17 protein-coding genes are annotated in these 15,439 nt (G+C 63.4%); 5 read left to right on the top strand and 12 right to left on the bottom strand.

Features of this window, described 5'->3' with window-relative positions:
- The first annotated feature begins 21 nt into the window (after positions 1-21).
- Complete coding sequence (locus ACSW29_RS08355; RefSeq protein WP_448277036.1) at positions 22-1,005, top strand: GNAT family N-acetyltransferase; 984 nt, start codon at positions 22-24, stop codon at positions 1,003-1,005.
- Here ACSW29_RS08355 and ACSW29_RS08350 read toward each other — a convergent pair.
- The 5 genes from ACSW29_RS08350 to ACSW29_RS08330 form a co-directional block, all read right to left on the bottom strand.
- Positions 932-1,675 carry an alpha/beta fold hydrolase gene (locus ACSW29_RS08350; protein ID WP_317828138.1) on the bottom strand — a complete coding sequence of 248 codons (744 nt, stop codon included), beginning with the start codon at positions 1,673-1,675 and terminating at the stop codon, positions 932-934. The genes ACSW29_RS08355 and ACSW29_RS08350 overlap by 74 nt on opposite strands.
- An 11-nt stretch (positions 1,676-1,686) precedes the next feature.
- Positions 1,687-2,808 carry a glycoside hydrolase family 76 protein gene (locus ACSW29_RS08345; protein ID WP_003944321.1) on the bottom strand — a complete coding sequence of 374 codons (1,122 nt, stop codon included), beginning with the start codon at positions 2,806-2,808 and terminating at the stop codon, positions 1,687-1,689.
- Positions 2,809-2,865: 57 nt separating this feature from the next.
- Complete coding sequence (locus tag ACSW29_RS08340; protein WP_317828139.1) at positions 2,866-3,558, bottom strand: TrmH family RNA methyltransferase; 693 nt, start codon at positions 3,556-3,558, stop codon at positions 2,866-2,868.
- Positions 3,558-4,157: a DUF6636 domain-containing protein gene (locus ACSW29_RS08335; RefSeq protein WP_317828140.1), complete on the bottom strand. Its 600-nt coding sequence runs from the start codon at positions 4,155-4,157 to the stop codon at positions 3,558-3,560. The genes ACSW29_RS08340 and ACSW29_RS08335 overlap by 1 nt, the downstream gene beginning before the upstream one ends.
- A 67-nt stretch (positions 4,158-4,224) precedes the next feature.
- Complete coding sequence (locus tag ACSW29_RS08330) at positions 4,225-5,007, bottom strand: SDR family oxidoreductase (RefSeq protein WP_448277035.1); 783 nt, start codon at positions 5,005-5,007, stop codon at positions 4,225-4,227.
- Positions 5,008-5,041: 34 nt separating this feature from the next.
- On the opposite strand from ACSW29_RS08330, the gene ACSW29_RS08325 reads away from it, so the two are divergent.
- Positions 5,042-5,485: a hypothetical protein gene (locus ACSW29_RS08325; protein ID WP_230816321.1), complete on the top strand. Its 444-nt coding sequence runs from the start codon at positions 5,042-5,044 to the stop codon at positions 5,483-5,485.
- A 3-nt stretch (positions 5,486-5,488) separates the two neighbouring features.
- Here the strand turns inward: ACSW29_RS08325 and ACSW29_RS08320 are convergent, their stop codons facing one another.
- Positions 5,489-6,202 (bottom strand): lysoplasmalogenase, encoded by a 714-nt coding sequence (locus tag ACSW29_RS08320; protein WP_448277034.1) that lies wholly within the window; start codon positions 6,200-6,202, stop codon positions 5,489-5,491.
- A 49-nt stretch (positions 6,203-6,251) separates the two neighbouring features.
- Positions 6,252-6,932, bottom strand: a complete 681-nt coding sequence (locus ACSW29_RS08315; protein WP_317828143.1) for a lysophospholipid acyltransferase family protein — start codon at positions 6,930-6,932, stop codon at positions 6,252-6,254.
- Between the two features lie 63 nt (positions 6,933-6,995).
- On the opposite strand from ACSW29_RS08315, the gene ACSW29_RS08310 reads away from it, so the two are divergent.
- From ACSW29_RS08310 to ACSW29_RS08300, 3 genes are read left to right on the top strand one after another with little or no spacing between them, the layout of a single operon-like run.
- Positions 6,996-7,559 carry a TetR/AcrR family transcriptional regulator gene (locus tag ACSW29_RS08310; RefSeq protein ID WP_448277033.1) on the top strand — a complete coding sequence of 188 codons (564 nt, stop codon included), beginning with the start codon at positions 6,996-6,998 and terminating at the stop codon, positions 7,557-7,559.
- A gap of 33 nt (positions 7,560-7,592) precedes the next feature.
- Complete coding sequence (locus ACSW29_RS08305) at positions 7,593-8,036, top strand: MarR family winged helix-turn-helix transcriptional regulator (protein ID WP_003944339.1); 444 nt, start codon at positions 7,593-7,595, stop codon at positions 8,034-8,036.
- Positions 8,037-8,059: 23 nt separating this feature from the next.
- Entirely contained in the window at positions 8,060-9,316 is a 1,257-nt protein-coding gene (locus ACSW29_RS08300) for an MFS transporter (RefSeq protein ID WP_003944384.1), read from the top strand.
- 51 nt (positions 9,317-9,367) lie between these two features.
- Here the strand turns inward: ACSW29_RS08300 and pyrE are convergent, their stop codons facing one another.
- From pyrE to clpB, 5 genes are all read right to left on the bottom strand, one after another.
- Positions 9,368-9,901: an orotate phosphoribosyltransferase gene (gene pyrE / locus ACSW29_RS08295; protein ID WP_003944385.1), complete on the bottom strand. Its 534-nt coding sequence runs from the start codon at positions 9,899-9,901 to the stop codon at positions 9,368-9,370.
- Between the two features lie 50 nt (positions 9,902-9,951).
- A complete protein-coding gene (locus tag ACSW29_RS08290; protein ID WP_448277032.1) occupies positions 9,952-10,752 on the bottom strand; it encodes an SDR family NAD(P)-dependent oxidoreductase in 801 nt (266 codons plus the stop codon).
- A 45-nt stretch (positions 10,753-10,797) separates the two neighbouring features.
- On the bottom strand, positions 10,798-11,670 hold the full coding sequence (locus ACSW29_RS08285) for a hypothetical protein (RefSeq protein WP_448277419.1): 873 nt from the start codon (positions 11,668-11,670) through the stop codon (positions 10,798-10,800).
- A gap of 86 nt (positions 11,671-11,756) precedes the next feature.
- Positions 11,757-12,677 (bottom strand): hypothetical protein, encoded by a 921-nt coding sequence (locus ACSW29_RS08280; RefSeq protein ID WP_448277031.1) that lies wholly within the window; start codon positions 12,675-12,677, stop codon positions 11,757-11,759.
- A gap of 157 nt (positions 12,678-12,834) precedes the next feature.
- On the bottom strand, positions 12,835-15,387 hold the full coding sequence (gene clpB, locus ACSW29_RS08275) for an ATP-dependent chaperone ClpB (protein WP_230816327.1): 2,553 nt from the start codon (positions 15,385-15,387) through the stop codon (positions 12,835-12,837).
- Between the last annotated feature and the right edge of the window lie 52 nt (positions 15,388-15,439).

Here is a 15,439-nt window from a genome sequence, read left to right as displayed (position 1 = left end):
GCGCTCGGTATCCTCGCATAGGTGACTTGTGTAGTTGTAGCCGAGTTCGTACCGTCTCTGAGGACATCACCTGTTCTTCGGCAATGGTGCGAAGTGTTCTCCGAAGGCCAGCGTCACCTTTCCGGAGCGTCGCCGACAGCGACTGCGCTGATGGAAATGATCGAGGCCGAAGACAATTCGGCCGATATACGGCGTTGGATTGCACGCGACGCCGGCACCGACGAGGTCCTCGGCATCGCCCAGGCACGACGAAACTCGGCCGAAGTCGATCTCGCAGAGTTTCGAATGTACGTGACACCCCATGCGCAACGACGAGGGGTAGGACGAGCGCTTGCCGAACTGGTCGAGGTCGACCTCGCCGGGTTCGGCGTGCAGAGAATCCGGGTCACTGCGCTCGTGGGAAGTGCAGCCGAACCCTTCCTACAAAGGTTCGACGGCCACCGCGTGTTGCTTCGGTTGGCCAACCAGGTACAGCACCTCAGCCCTCCCACCGCAGACAGCACTCGCCCCGGCTATCGAATCGTCAGTTGGCGCAACCGAACCCCGGACAAATTTGTCCGCTCCTTCTCGGAGGCATTGAACCGACTCCTCGACGCACCGGGCGCCGGACTGCAGATGCCCGAACGTAATTGGGGAGTCGACGAGGTCAGATCGTGGGAACGGAAGATGACCGGTGGCTCTCAGATACTTCTGGTGTGCTGCGCGGTCGACGACGCCGTCGGCGAAGTAGCCGCAGCGACAGTGGTGACGGTGGACGAAAATGACAGCACCCACGCTTCGCAGCACGACACCGTTGTACTCCCCCGGCACCGCGGGCACGGTCTCGCTCAGTGGGTCAAGGAGCAACAAGCGTCTGTGTTGGCAGCTGAATTTCCTTTGCTGAGAGAGATTTACACAACGGTGAACGCGGAAAACCACCCGATGCTGACCGTCAATCGGAGACTGGGATACCAGACCGTTGCGGAGCGAATCCTGGTGGAGATTGGATCGCACACGCCTCGGTGACAATCTCTCTCCACAGGTCCGGGTGAGACTGCCAGAAGTTGTGCGCGACACCGTCGACGACACCGAACTGACCGTTCGGCACGAGCGCGGCCAGTTGCTGCAACGGCCACGACGGGCGAATGTCGTCGGCCGCCGCGAGAAACGTCATGGGCACCTGTGAGTCAGCCAGCTGCCGAAACAGCTGTGGTTCATGGATCCATTCGATGAACGACTCTTGAAGCGATTGCCAGACAACAGGTTCCCAAGGTATCTGCGGGTCCTGCTCGATCCCCGCTTCGTACTGCTTCGACCACGTCCGGTCCTTGTGGAGACCGTGCCCCGCGATTCCGACGACGCCGGACACCGATTCCGGGCAGTCGAGTGCGTACCTCACTGCCAAGTCAGATCCCCACGAGTGCCCCAGCACGACCCAGCTGTCGATCTCGAAGGTGCGCCGGACCAGTTCGAGGTCCGCAACCGCCTGCGCCATCGTATGAGCGCCGCCACCGGAACGGCCGACTCCGCGCGGCTCAGGGCACCACGCGCGCATTCCTTCAGGAAGCAACTCGTCGTTGCCGAGATAGTGAACGCATCCCGGGCCGCCGGAGAGAACCAGAACGTCCGACCCTGACCCACCGACATCGATGTGAAGACGAACACCGTCAGTGTCGATCACGTGCCGGGATTCCATGACGAAGAAGCCTAACGCTTACGCGGGTATCCCGCCGCCGAGACGACAAATGCCGCTTCCATGAGCATCCACCCGCCCACCTGCACCGAGAGGTCTCGCTCTGGGACGCTCGACGAGCGCACCGTCCCGGCGGCGAAGGTGGCGATGTCGCCGGACAGACTGGGCAACTGGGCGTCCTTTGTCCAGTCGTGTCCGAACAGCGGCAGTCCTTCGATCTGCAGTCTGTTGTTCCAGGCTGCTTCCGCGGAGGACAGAACGATCTGCGCTGCAAGTTCTCGCGCTCGCAGGTCCTCGTGGGTCTCCCACGACAGGTTCACCACCACGAACGCGAGGTAGCGAGCCAAGATCGCGTTGAACAATCCGCCGTCGCCCCCGCCACCGCCCGTGATGACTCCGTACTCGGTCATGCCGTCGTACACGGCGTCGACCAGCTTGTGGACTCGCTCGCGGTGACGCGGTTCGCCCAATCGCGTCGACAATTCGGTTTCCAACCCCAGCGTGACGCCCTGACAGTACGAATAGATCGCGCGCTCGAGGGTGCCGTCGCGTCGGATACCGTCGAAGATCAGTCCGGAGTCCGGATCCCGCAGCGTCTCGTCGATCCAGTCGGCTGTTGCCTGAGCACGCCAGAGTTTTCCGGTGCGCGCCAGCATGATTCCGGCGGGTCCGTTTGCCGGGGTGTTGTAGAAATCGGAGCCCTTGCACCACGGAATACCGCCGCCGTCGGCCGGGGACCACGAATCGAAGAGTTGCGATTCGAGCGCCTGGACCGCTGTTCGGTGATCGACCGAGAACATGCGTTGAGCACGTTCGAGGGATAGACCCAGCCACGCCATGTCGTCGTAGTAATTGTTGGTCCACGCCGAGACGTTGCGGACCCGAACACTGCGGGCAACCTTCGCGACCCGGCGACGACGCTTGGGTGTCGGGTCACGTTCGAGCGCGTCGATTGCAGTATCGAGCAGGTGTGCTTGCCACCAGTAGTGCCACGGCTTGAACATCCTCTCGCGCCGAACAGCAGGCCAGGCAACCACGCCGAGTGCCGTCCGGGGCATTCCCCACAGGCGCCGAAGGTGACGACTGACTATCGCGCCCTCAGCCGCATCGGCCCGCTCTGCCCACACTTCCTGCATAACTACCTATCCTGTCTGGTCGAGGCGCTACACGCTAGCCGGAATTCGCGAGCGAGATCAGCGGGAATCGGCGAGATCGGCATGCTCACGTACCCACGCGTGCATCGCAATGCCGGCCGCGACACCGGCGTTGATGCTGCGAGTCGACCCGAATTGCGCAATCGAGACCGTCATGGACGCAACCTCTTTCGCATGATCGGTCACTCCGGGCCCTTCTTGACCAAACAGCAGGATGCACTCTCGCGGCAGGCTTGCCGTTTCCAGCGGCACCGACCCGGGAGTGTTGTCGACGGCCACGATCGTGAGTGAATTCTCACGGGCGTACTCGACGAGCTCGCCGATGTCGGCGTGGTGAACGATGTGCTGGTATCGATCGGTCACCATGGCGCCCCGCCGATTCCAGCGCCGACGCCCCACGATGTGGACGGCGGCTGCGGCGAACGCGTTGGCCGTGCGGACCACCGTGCCGATGTTGGCGTCGTGCGCGAAGTTCTCGATGGCAACATGCATGGTGTGACGGCGCGAGTCGATGTCCTCGACTATCGCTTCCCGCGTCCAGTACCGATACTCGTCCAAGACGTTTCGACGATCACCCTCGACCAGAAGTACCGGGTCGTAGCGCTCGTCGGTAGGGGGTTCGGTGTCGTGCTCCTCGGTCCACGGCCCCACGCCGTTGGGGTTCTCACCCCATTCGGTGGGTCCCGGTTCGCCAGCCCCACCGGAAACGTCGTCGGCAGCGACTTCGGTCATCAGAACACCTCGTTGGAATGTGCAGCCACGGTGAAGCCGTGCGTGGTCTGATCGTTGACACACGAGACGTCTGTCGCGGTGGTCGTGCAGGTGAAACCCAGTTTGCTCAGTGGTTGACCGGCCGCCAACACCGGATCGGCGTCGGCGCCGCCCGACGTGTACACCTCACCGCCCGAACACATGAAAGCACCCTCGCCCTCGCCGGTGACGCGAATACCGTTGCCCCAGTTGACCATGCAGCTCTCCGGTCGCGGCGGAACCGGGGTGGTCGTGCCCTCGCACCCGGCTTCGGTCCTGGTGGGCAACTTGATGATGCCGCACTGGAAGTTCCCGTCCGGAGTGGTGAAGTAGTACGACTCGTTGCGCTCGAACTGCACGTCCGTGAGCGTCGTCGTCGGCGGCAGTGTCGTGGTCGGAGGTTCGGTGGTCGTGGTGACGACGGGCGCGACGGTGGTTGTTGTCGTCGGCACGGCTGTCGTGGTGGTCGAACTGGGCTGCGCCGCTACGGTCGGCGCTGAATCCGCCTCGCCGCCACACCCTGCAAGCAAGAGCGCCGACCCGACACCCAACAACACGAACCCCACCCGAACACGAACCACCCGACTACCTCCACACACGTCACCTTGGCCCAGCAACAGCCGACAGTGCACTCTATCGCGTGGTCGACTAAGTGCTGGTGACGCGCTTGTTCATCAACCGTGAGAGCCACGCGGGCGAGAACCGCGACGCGCTGAGGAAGAGTTTCGCCTGAGTTCCGACCGGGTAGTGAACCTTGTGTATGCGTCCAGCGCCGCGCGTGGCCGCCCACAACTCCTGGGCGACGTCGGTGGCGGTCAATTTGATGCCCAACGATCTGGTGGCACCGGTGTCCATTCCCGTGACCATCGCCGTCTGGACGAACAGGGGCCAGAGCGCGAGTACGCGGATGTCGTGCTGCGCCCATTCCAGATCGAGCGCCTCGGTCAAGCCGCGGATCGCGAACTTCGTGGCGCCGTAGGTCGCGAGTTCGGGTTGGCCGTAGATTGCCGAGGCGGAGCACAGATTGACCACCTGCGCCCCGGCGGTATCGCGGAGGTACGGGAAAGCCGTGTGCGTGCCGTTGAGGGTGCCGGTGACATTGATATCGATCATTCGGCGATGTGCCGCAAGAGAAATATCCTCGAATCGTCCTGAGGAGAGCACACCCGCGTTATTGATCAGGATGTCCAGACGCCCTGACTGCCCGGCAAATTCGGCTAAGCACTGCGCCCAGCCGAGCGAATCCGTGACGTCCAGGACTCCCGTCACGACGCTGCCAGCGAAACCGTCGATCTCGGCCTTCAGGGAGGCAAGGCCGGCGTCGTCGATGTCGAACGCACCGACGCGGTATCCGTTGCGCGCGAACAACAGCGAGGTCTCCCGCCCGATTCCCGCCGCAGCACCGGTGATGAAGACGTTCGGTTCGCTCATGCGGTCAGGCTATCCTGGATGTGGAGGAAATCTGATGAATCACCGTCGCGTCGTACACACCGTATGTTTCATCGCGGTGGGGTATCTGATCGTGCTCGCGGTGTGGCTCGGATGGCTGGTCGAGCACACTCCCCCTGGCACTCTTCCCTATCAGATCGGCGGACTGCTCGCCGCTTTCGGTTCGGTTCTCGGATTCGGGATGGCCTGGGCCAACCGCCCGACCCGCGCCGAACGCAAACTCGAAAAGCACGGTCTCGAAGGATGGGCACGAATAGACACGGTCACTCCCTTGCGCCGAACCGTCGACGGTGAACTGGCCAAACTCGCACTTCACCTCACGGTTCCCGGCTCCGGCTCGTACTCGGGCCGGATCGAGTACGAGATCCGACCCGAGTACAAAGACAAGATCACTCCCGGATCCACGGTCACCGTCCTGGTGGACCCGCAGAACCGAGACCGAATCATGCTGTGCCCGTGAAAACTAGATGCTCTTCTTGCGTCCCAGTGCCAACATACCTTCCACCAGCATCAACTGTGCGCCCGCGTACGACGCCAAGATCACACCCTCGGCAGCGGCGCGGCCCGCGGTCCCGCGAATGAACAGTCTACGAACCACGATCAGCCCGTCGGACGCGGTGAAGAGCACTCCGCCCAAACCGAGCCAGGAGCGTCGATCCTTGTTCGGAACGACCACGTCGAGCACGGCCTTCGACTGCGGCGCCAGAGCGGGGTCCGCCGACAACGTCGAGGTGGTTCCCAACATCAATCCGTATCCGGTCAGCGGCGCCGACACGCTCGGCGCCTTGGCACGGAGCAGACCGGACGCCGTCGACCAACCGCTGATGCGGGGCCGCAGGGCAGCGCGGGTCGGGCGAGCGCCGCGGCGCAGCAGGAGCGCAGAGTAACTTGCCTGCATCACCGCGAACGACGACGCACCCTTGATCAGACGGGCATCGTTGTCCGGGTCGATCATGAACACGTCGCCGACGGTTGCGGCGGCGAGGCCGGCCAGAAGCAGTGCGGTATCGGCAGTTTCCGTCTCCGAACGCTTGCGCAGCACTCGGGCAGCCAGGGCGGGTGCGATCAACGGCTTCGCGATCTGCTGAACCCGCTCGTTACCGACTACTGCCCCGACCACGGTCGCTGCCGTCGCCGCCGCAAAAACTGCGTGCTCGATGCCCCACTTGCCCGCCATCACAATCCTCCTGTTGGTTACACGTCCAACAGCGACCGTACTGGGTCACTCAAGCGGCATCGCCGGATTTGACGTCCGCGCCGTAGACATCGACGTATTCCTGCCCCGATTGCTCACAGAGCACTGCCATCAATTCGTCCGTCGCCGCACGTACGACGGCCTGGTACCCGCGAAGTTCGCGATATCGCGAGAAGTCGATCGGCTCCCCTACCGTGATCCGAACCTTGCTGAAGCGCCACATCCGAGTACCCGGCGGGTTGACGGCGTCGCCGCCATGCACGACGACGGGGATGACCGGCGCCCCGGTTTCCAAGGCGACACGAATCGCTCCGGTCTTTCCCTTGTACAGGCATCCGTCGGGTGATCGTGTTCCCTCGGGGTAGATCCCCCAGACACCACCCTTGTCGAGAATCCCGGTGGCCGTGTCCAACGCCGCACGGGAGGCGTCGGCGCCGCTACGGTCGATCGGCACCTGACCCGCCCCACCGAAGAACCAGCGCTGCATCGCGCCCTTCACACCGGTCCCGGTGAAATATTCACTCTTCGCGACGAAGGTGATGCGTCGGCGCACCATGAGAACCAGGAAGAACGAGTCGACGACTGCCCGATGGTTGCCGGCGAGAATCACCGGTCCTTTCTTGGGGATGTGGTGCTGACCCTCGATCGTCGGCCGCCCGAACAGCCAGAGGACCGGGCCGATCAGGACGTATTTGAACAGCCAATAGAGCACAGGGCATCACCTTTTCCGTCTAGTAGACAGCGTCTACGTCGAGAATAGTAGACACTGTCTTCCATGACTGTCAGCAGCCTTCGCGAAACACTCGTCGCCACCGGCGTCGAGATTCTCGATGCCGACGGCGCCACAGAACTGACGCTACGGGAGATCGCGCGTCGTGCGGGCGTGTCACACGGCGCCCCGCGGAGATACTTTCCGACCCACAACAGCCTGCTTGCCGCAATTGCCTCACATGGCCTGCGCGATCTCACCGACAGACTCGACCCCATCCTCACCGGCAAACAACCCGCTCGTAGCCGATTGATCTCGGCAGTAATCGAATACGTGTCATTCGCCCAGGAACGACCGGCGATGTTCGAGTTGATGTTTCGCCACGACCTCCTCGAGGGCGCAGGCAGCAACCTCCGAGAGTCTTCACTCCCACTCTTCGCCACCCTGCACTCCCTGTGCGAAAAGGCCGACGCCTCCGATCCCACCACTTCTGCGTTGAACATCTGGACCGGAACCCACGGCATCGCAGTGCTGGCGGCAAATCGAAGCCTCGCGCTCGTCGCACCCGACCTCGATGTGCCGTCACTGGTCGCCACCGCCGTGACGGACCACCTTTTACAGACTCGTTGATTTACATAGTTAACCTATGCAATAATATTCTTCGTGACAGATGAAGAACAGCAACTGCACGAACTACTCGTCGACCTCGTGAGCAATACGCACCGCTTCGCGAAGCTGGCTGGTTCGTTCGCGTCCGATCAGTACCCACGCGCCTGGCTGCGCGCGCTCTCGCTACTCGAGGAATACGGCGAAATGCGGATCAGCGATTTCGCTCGACTCGACAGAAGCTCGCAGCCCTCTGCCACTGCGCTACTGCGCAAACTCGGCGAGAACGGTTACGTCGAACGCCGCGCCGACCCCGAGGATGCCCGGGCAGTTCGAGTCGCCATGACGGACAAGGGACGAAAGATCTTGAACGACGGTCGAAACGAGATCGCCGACGCTCTAGTCCCCCACTTCGTCGAACTCGGGCCCGAACAAATCAAGAAACTCGCCGACGGATTGGCCGAATTGCGGTCCATCATCAAAACTTCCGACCCCAGCTGAAACACCCACCACTGAAAAAGGAGGTGGCCGTGAGCAACACGACCGCGACATCAACGCACCAGAACGAGGCTCCGCCGAGCCTCCTGAAGCAACCGAAAGCGGTGTGGGCGGTAGCCTTTGCCAGCGTCATCGCCTTCATGGGCATCGGTCTGGTCGACCCGATCCTCAAGCCGATCGGTGAACAACTCGACGCCACGCCGTCCCAGGTTTCACTCCTGTTCACCAGCTACATGCTCGTCACCGGCGTCGCGATGCTCATCACCGGTGTGGTCTCGAGCCGCATCGGCGCCAAGAAGACACTCCTCGCCGGGCTCGCGATCATCATCGTGTTCGCTTCTCTTGCAGGCGCTTCCAGCACCATCGGTCAGATCGTCGGATTCCGTGCAGGCTGGGGGCTCGGCAATGCGCTCTTCATCGCAACGGCGCTCGCGGCTATCGTCGGCGCGGCCAGTGGCGGCGTCGCTCGTGCGATCATCCTCTACGAGGCTGCATTGGGAATCGGCATCGCGGTCGGACCGTTGGTCGGCGGAGTTCTCGGTGACATCAGCTGGCGCGCACCGTTCTTCGGCGTCGCAGCCCTGATGGCGGTTGCCTTCATCCTCATCGTCGTGATGCTTCCCAGCGCACCCAAGCCTGAACACCACACATCCATCGCCGCGCCGTTCCAGGCGCTGCGGCACCGCGGACTACTCACCGTCGCCATCACCGCGCTGCTCTACAACTACGGATTCTTCACCCTGCTCGCGTACACACCGTTCCCCCTCGACATGGGGGCGTACCCGATCGGATTCATCTTCTTCGGCTGGGGACTGATGCTGGCGATCTCGTCGGTTTTCCTCGCCCCACGCCTGCAACGTCGCTTCGGCACACTACCGATGATGATGCTGGCGCTGACACTGTTTGCACTCGACCTCGGCATGATGGCGCTCTTCACCGAGAACAAGATCGTCCTGATCGTGGGTGTCGTCCTCGCCGGTTTGTTCCTGGGTGTGAACAACACACTCATCACCGAAACTGTCATGATCTCGGCTCCCGTGGAACGGTCGACCGCCTCTGCTGCTTACAGCTTCGTTCGATTCGTCGGCGGCGCCGCAGCCCCGTGGGTAGCCGGCAAGCTCGGCGAATCCAACGTCCACATGCCGTTCTGGGTCGGCGCGGTTCTCACCCTCGCCGCCGTGTTCGTCCTGTCGAGCGGACGCAAGGTCCTTGCTCACGTCGACGACCACGATCCCGCGCCGCACAGCGTCGACGAAGCACTCGCCGTAACCGTCGGCGACTGACCCCTGTGAGTGGTTGAGGAGTGCGAGGACTCCTCAACCACTCACGGGGCGTCAGCTCAGGTTCAGATCTTCCAAGCCCAGCAGCGATCGGTACTCGACGCCCTCGGCACCGATCACCGCATCCGCACCCGTCGCGCGATCGACGACCGTAGCGACTCCGACCACGGTGGCCCCTGCCTCGCGCAGGGCCTTCACTGCTGTCAACGGAGAATTGCCCGTCGTGGTCGTGTCCTCGACAACCAGGACACGCTTGCCGACGATGTCCGGGCCCTCGATCTGTCGCTGCATCCCGTGCGCCTTGGCAGCTTTCCGAACGACAAACGCGTCGATCGGGCGCCCGGGAGCATGCATCACCGCCATCGCAACCGGATCGGCGCCCATCGTCAAACCTCCGACGGCGTCGAAATCCCAGTCCGCGACCAGTTCACGCAGCAGTGAGCCGATCAGCGGCGCAGCCTTGTGGTGAAGCGTCGCGCGGCGAAGGTCGACGTAGTAATCGGCTTCCTTGCCCGAGGACAACGTCACCTTTCCGTGTACAACAGCCAATTCGCGCACCAGCGCAGCCAAATCCTCACGATCGCTCATGAGTGCTCAGCCTACCGACCACTGCCTTACGTTCGGCTTCTGCCTCTGGGCTACGTGCGCCCGCGGCCTCGTCCGACGATGTTGGTCAGCCGGCGAACCAGCCCCTTGGGAACCAGACGCCCGGCTGTAGTGAGGACCTTGTACTGGATCCCCGGAATACTGATGACCTTGTCGTCACCGAGATCCTTCATCGACGCCGCAACCACCTGGTCGACGCTCAGCCACATCGGCTTGGGGATGGTGGACATCTCGATGCCCGCGCGCTCGTGGAACTCGGTGCGGATGAAGCCCGGGCACAGCGCCTGCACACGCACTCCCGTTCCGGCCAACCCGCCGGACAGTCCCTCGGTGAACGAAATGACATATGCCTTGCTGGCCGAGTACGTCGAACCGCGCCCGGACAGCAGGCCCGCGACGCTCGCCACGTTGACAATCGTTCCGTGCGCCGACGTGATCATGCTGGGCAACGCAGCGCGAGTCAGCCGCATCACGGCGGTGACGTTGACGTCGAGTTGCGACTGCAGAAGCGCCGGATCTGCAGTCCAGAACTCGCCGGAGGTACCGAATCCGGCGTTGTTCACCAACACCTCGACGCCCTTCTCCAGACGCAGCGCGACCGAATCGCGTCCAGCCTCCGATGCGAGATCGGCAACCAGAATCTCCGACTCGGTGCCGAACATCGTCTTCATCTCGGACGCGAGATCGTGCAATCTGACCTCGTCACGCGCGACGAGAACCAGGTCGTATCCGAGGGAGGCGTATTTCTTGGCGAAACCTGCGCCGAGACCAGAAGTAGGTCCGGTCACCAGGGCAACGGGACGCACGGGGCGATCCGAGTGGGAAGTCGACATACCGGCCACGCTAGTGGTTATTGCTACTGGACGGGAACCTGAAGGTCAGTCGACGGGGCGAATTGTGCCCGAGCGCTGCGACGCCGGACGCTGAGCCGGCTTGTCAGCCGCCTCGGGTTTGCGCAGCGATTGGTCCTGACGTGGCGCAGATTCACGCGGTCCAGACTCACGCGGCGTAAATTCACGCGGCGCAGCCTCACGAGGAGGCTGCTCCTGACGCGAACGGGGATGCTCTACCGGATCCGGAGCGGGGCGAGACTTCTCGGTACCAGGCCGCGGGCGGCTCGGATCGTGATCAACCTCGAGTTCGTTGGGATCGGTGACCGGGGGCAGTACGTGCAAAATGCCGGACAGGCGCGCAACCGACTCGATTGCCGCGTCCCAATCCCGGCCGTTGCTGGTCACCGGGAGCGAACCGAGCGTCCACTGCCCTTCACTCCACAGCATGCTGATGGACGAGGGAACCGATTCGGTGAACGCCACCATGCGCTGATCACAAACGCGACGAGCAATCTCGAGGTCCGTCGCAAAAACCACCCGGGAACCGATCGCACCCAGCAGGTTCAGGTCGCCGTCCTTGGGCGGAGCCGTCGACTTCAACCGAAGATCGATGTCGACGTCCGACCCGATCTCGCGGCGAACGGCCACGATCGTTGCGGTCTCTTCCAGGTCGAACAGCACGAACTGCTCTCCGCGACGGCGGCCGCGGACAACGTCGGTAGCAGTCAGGTAGTCCTGCTTGGCCATGACCGCGCGGTGCCATTCGCCTGCCAGCTGATCGTCAGTGGCCGTGTACGTGTAACCCTGAGCCTTTGCCCAGATCTGACGCACTCGCCCCGATTGATCTCGCCTCGTCCTGTCGACGTACAGAAGCGCACCCGCGCCTGCGAGTGCAATTACTGCCAGTCCGAACCACATTCCAGTCATCACCCTCCAGGGTAGCGACTCACGGCCTCAACCTCCCGCGACACCCTGGTGGACTCGCCCGATGTGTCGTGAACGACTCAGTTGCCGAACTTCGGCAACGACGTACTCAGAATCGTGTTGGCGGTCATCGTGCCGTTCTCCACCGGAGTTCCGTCGACGACGATGTTGTCACCCGGTTGCAGATCGGCGACGGTCGCACGGTTAAGCGCGATGAGTGTGGTGTCCGCAGTGGTCAGGACCGTCACTTGCGAGCCGCCGATCGAATCGATGACCAACGTGCCGCCGTCGTTCGACTTGACGGTGCCGACTGCTCCCCCGGCGTCACCGATCACTTCGCCGAGCCCGCCCGGAAGCTGGCTGAGCGGGGAATCCGTCGTCGGAGTCGGCGCCGTGGTGCTTGCCTTCGGCTGTGTGGTGGTCGGTGCCTGTGTCGTAGTGGTCGGGGGGACGAAAGCGGTCTGGGTGCCCTTGTCATTCGAGCCGAACGCCGAGAACGCGATGATCGCGATCACGGCGACCAGGATCCCGACCACGCCGGCGGCCACCCACGTCGCGAGCTTGCGCTTCTTGCCGCCTCCCGGTGACCCGTCTTCGATGAACGGCTGTTCCGGCGGAACCCCGCCACCACCACCGGCAACCGGGTACTGCTGCGTATTCCCGTACTGCTGGGCCGTGTACGGCGGATAGGCCTGCGTCGCACCGGGCGGCGGCGCCTGCGGATCGAACTGCGGGTTGTAGGCAGGAAAGGCCTGGGTGGGATTCGGCTGCTGCCCCTGCTGACCCAAGTACTCCGTGTTCTGATCCGGACCACCGTAGGGATACTGCTGTGCCCCTGGCGGTTGACCGAAATACTCCGTCGGCTGGTTCGGATTCGACTGGCCGGACACGGTCCCGTACTGCTCCGTTGGCTGGTCGGGCGTGCGCCCCCACACCTCGGTCGCCTCGGGATCCTCACGGCGCGCCCCACCCGAGTTACGCGGATCGTTCTGATCGGTCATGCCTGGCCACCTTCGGTTAGGACGAAAGAGCGTCGAAGTCGTTCGGAGAGGCGCGAGTGCAGACATCCCCAGTTCGAGCATCCAGCCATCCAGGGTAGAACAAAATGCGAATGCCCCGCCGATCCACTTGGATCGACGGGGCATTCCGCTTACCGAATCAGGAGAGAACCAACTGATCCGCGTCCTCGCTGACACCGACATGCACGGTGTCGCCGTCCTGGACCTTGCCGGCCAGGAGCAGCTTGGCGAGCTGGTCGCCGATCGACTGCTGAACGAGTCGACGCAATGGCCGAGCGCCGTACAGCGGGTCGTAGCCGCGCACCGCGAGCCACATCCGAGCCGCACCGTTCACCTCGAGGGTGAGACGACGCGCAGCCAGACGCTTCTGCAACTGCTCGAGCTGGATGTCCACGATGTGCTCCAACTGCTCTTCGGAGAGCGAGTCGAAGACAACGACGTCGTCGAGACGGTTGATGAACTCCGGCTTGAACGCGTGGCGTACCGCGTCCATGACCTGCTCACGTGTTCCACCGGATCCCAGATTGGAGGTCAGGATCAGGATGGTGTTGCGGAAGTCCACCGTGCGGCCTTGACCGTCGGTGAGTCGGCCTTCGTCGAGCACGGCGAGCAGGACGTCGAACACGTCGGGGTGTGCCTTCTCGACCTCGTCGAAGAGGACCACCGAGTACGGGCGTCGCCGAACTGCTTCGGTGAGCTGGCCGCCGGCTTCGTAGCCGACGTATCCCGGAGGGGCACCGACGAGTCGGGCCACCGAGTGCTTCTCACCGTATTCGCTCATGTCGATGCGGATCATCGCGCGCTCGTCGTCGAAGAGGAAGTCCGCCAAGGCTTTGGCGAGCTCCGTCTTACCCACGCCGGTCGGGCCGAGGAACAGGAAGGAACCGGTGGGCCGATTGGGGTCGGCGACACCTGCTCGGGCGCGGCGAACCGCATCCGAGACGGCGACGACGGCGTCGGTCTGGCCGACGACTCGCTTGCCGAGTTCGGACTCCATGCGGAGCAGCTTCTCGGTTTCGCCTTCCATCATCCGGCCGGCGGGGATTCCGGTCCAGGCTGCGACCACGTCTGCGACGTCGTCTGGCCCGACCTCTTCCTTGAGCATCACGTCACCGTCGGAGGCGGCTCCGGAAGCGGCTGCTGCCTCTTCCAGTTCCTTCTCCAGCGCCGGGATGCGACCGTAGCGCAACTCGGCTGCCTTGCCCAGATCGCCGTCACGCTCAGCGCGTTCGGACTCTCCTCGCAGGGTTTCGAGCTGTTCCTTCAGCACGCGCACCGAGTCGATGGCCTGCTTTTCGTTCTGCCAACGGGTGCTGAGCTGATTGAGCTTTTCGCGGTCGTCGGCGAGTTCCTGACGCAGCTTCTCGAGCCTTGCCTTGGACGCGTCGTCGGTTTCCTTCTCGAGTGCCACTTCTTCGATTTCGAGTCGGCGAACAGTGCGTTCCACCTCGTCGATCTCGACGGGTCGCGAGTCGATCTCCATACGAAGTCGCGATGCGGCTTCGTCCACGAGGTCGATGGCCTTGTCCGGCAGGAACCGCGACGTGATGTAGCGGTCCGAAAGCGCGGCAGCAGCCACCAACGCGGAGTCGGTGATGCGCACGCCGTGGTGCACTTCGTAGCGCTCCTTGAGGCCGCGCAGGATGCCGATGGTGTCCTCGACCGAGGGCTCACCGACGAGCACCTGCTGGAAACGACGCTCGAGTGCTGCGTCCTTCTCGATGTACTTGCGGTACTCCTCGAGCGTGGTGGCGCCGACCAGTCGCAGCTCACCGCGGGCGAGCATCGGCTTGATCATGTTGCCTGCGTCCATCGCGGATTCACCGGTGGCTCCGGCGCCGACGATGGTGTGCAACTCGTCGATGAAGGTGATGACCTGTCCTGCGCTGTTCTTGATGTCGTCGAGAACTGCCTTGAGGCGTTCCTCGAATTCACCGCGGAACTTGGCGCCGGCGACCATGGACCCGAGGTCCAGGGACACGACGGTCTTGCCTCGCAGCGATTCCGGGACGTCACCCGCGACGATGCGTTGGGCCAGGCCCTCCACGATCGCGGTCTTGCCGACGCCGGGCTCACCGATGAGTACCGGGTTGTTCTTGGTACGACGCGAGAGCACCTGCACGACACGGCGAATCTCGGTGTCGCGACCGATCACCGGGTCGAGCTTGCCGCTTCGTGCGGCTTCGGTGAGGTCAGTGGAGTACTTTTCCAGCGCTTGGTAGGTGCCTTCGGGCTCCGGGCTGGTGACTCGAGCGCTGCCACGGACAGTGGTGAAGGCTTCACGCAATGCGTCCTGGGTGGCGCCATGACGTACGAGCAACTGTGCGACGTCGGAGTCGCCGCCGGCCAGTCCGTAGAGGACATGCTCGGTGGAGACGTACTCGTCGTCCATCTCGGTGGCGAGGTGCTGAGCAGCGGTCAGTGCCGCGAGTGCCTCACGCCCGAGTTGCGGAGTGGAGCTTGCGCCGGTTGTCTTGGGCAGGCGATCGACGATTGCCTGCGCTTCTCGGTGTACGACGGTGGGGTCGACGCCTACAGCTTTGAGTAGTGGGGCAGCGATGCCGTCGGTCTGGTCGAGCAATGCGACCAGCAGATGGGCAGGCCGGATATCGGGATTACCCGCCGACGACGCCGACTGCAGTGCAGCCGTCATCGCAGCCTGGGTCTTGGTTGTTGGTGTGAACGAGTCCACTTGTCACCTTTCTGGCGAAGTCGAACGGGAAGAGCCGCGACCGGTTGGTATT

The sequence above is a fragment of the Rhodococcus sp. GB-02 genome (assembly GCF_053470465.1).
Note: the sequence above shows the minus strand (reverse complement) of the source record. Positions and strands in the feature narration are given on the sequence as shown.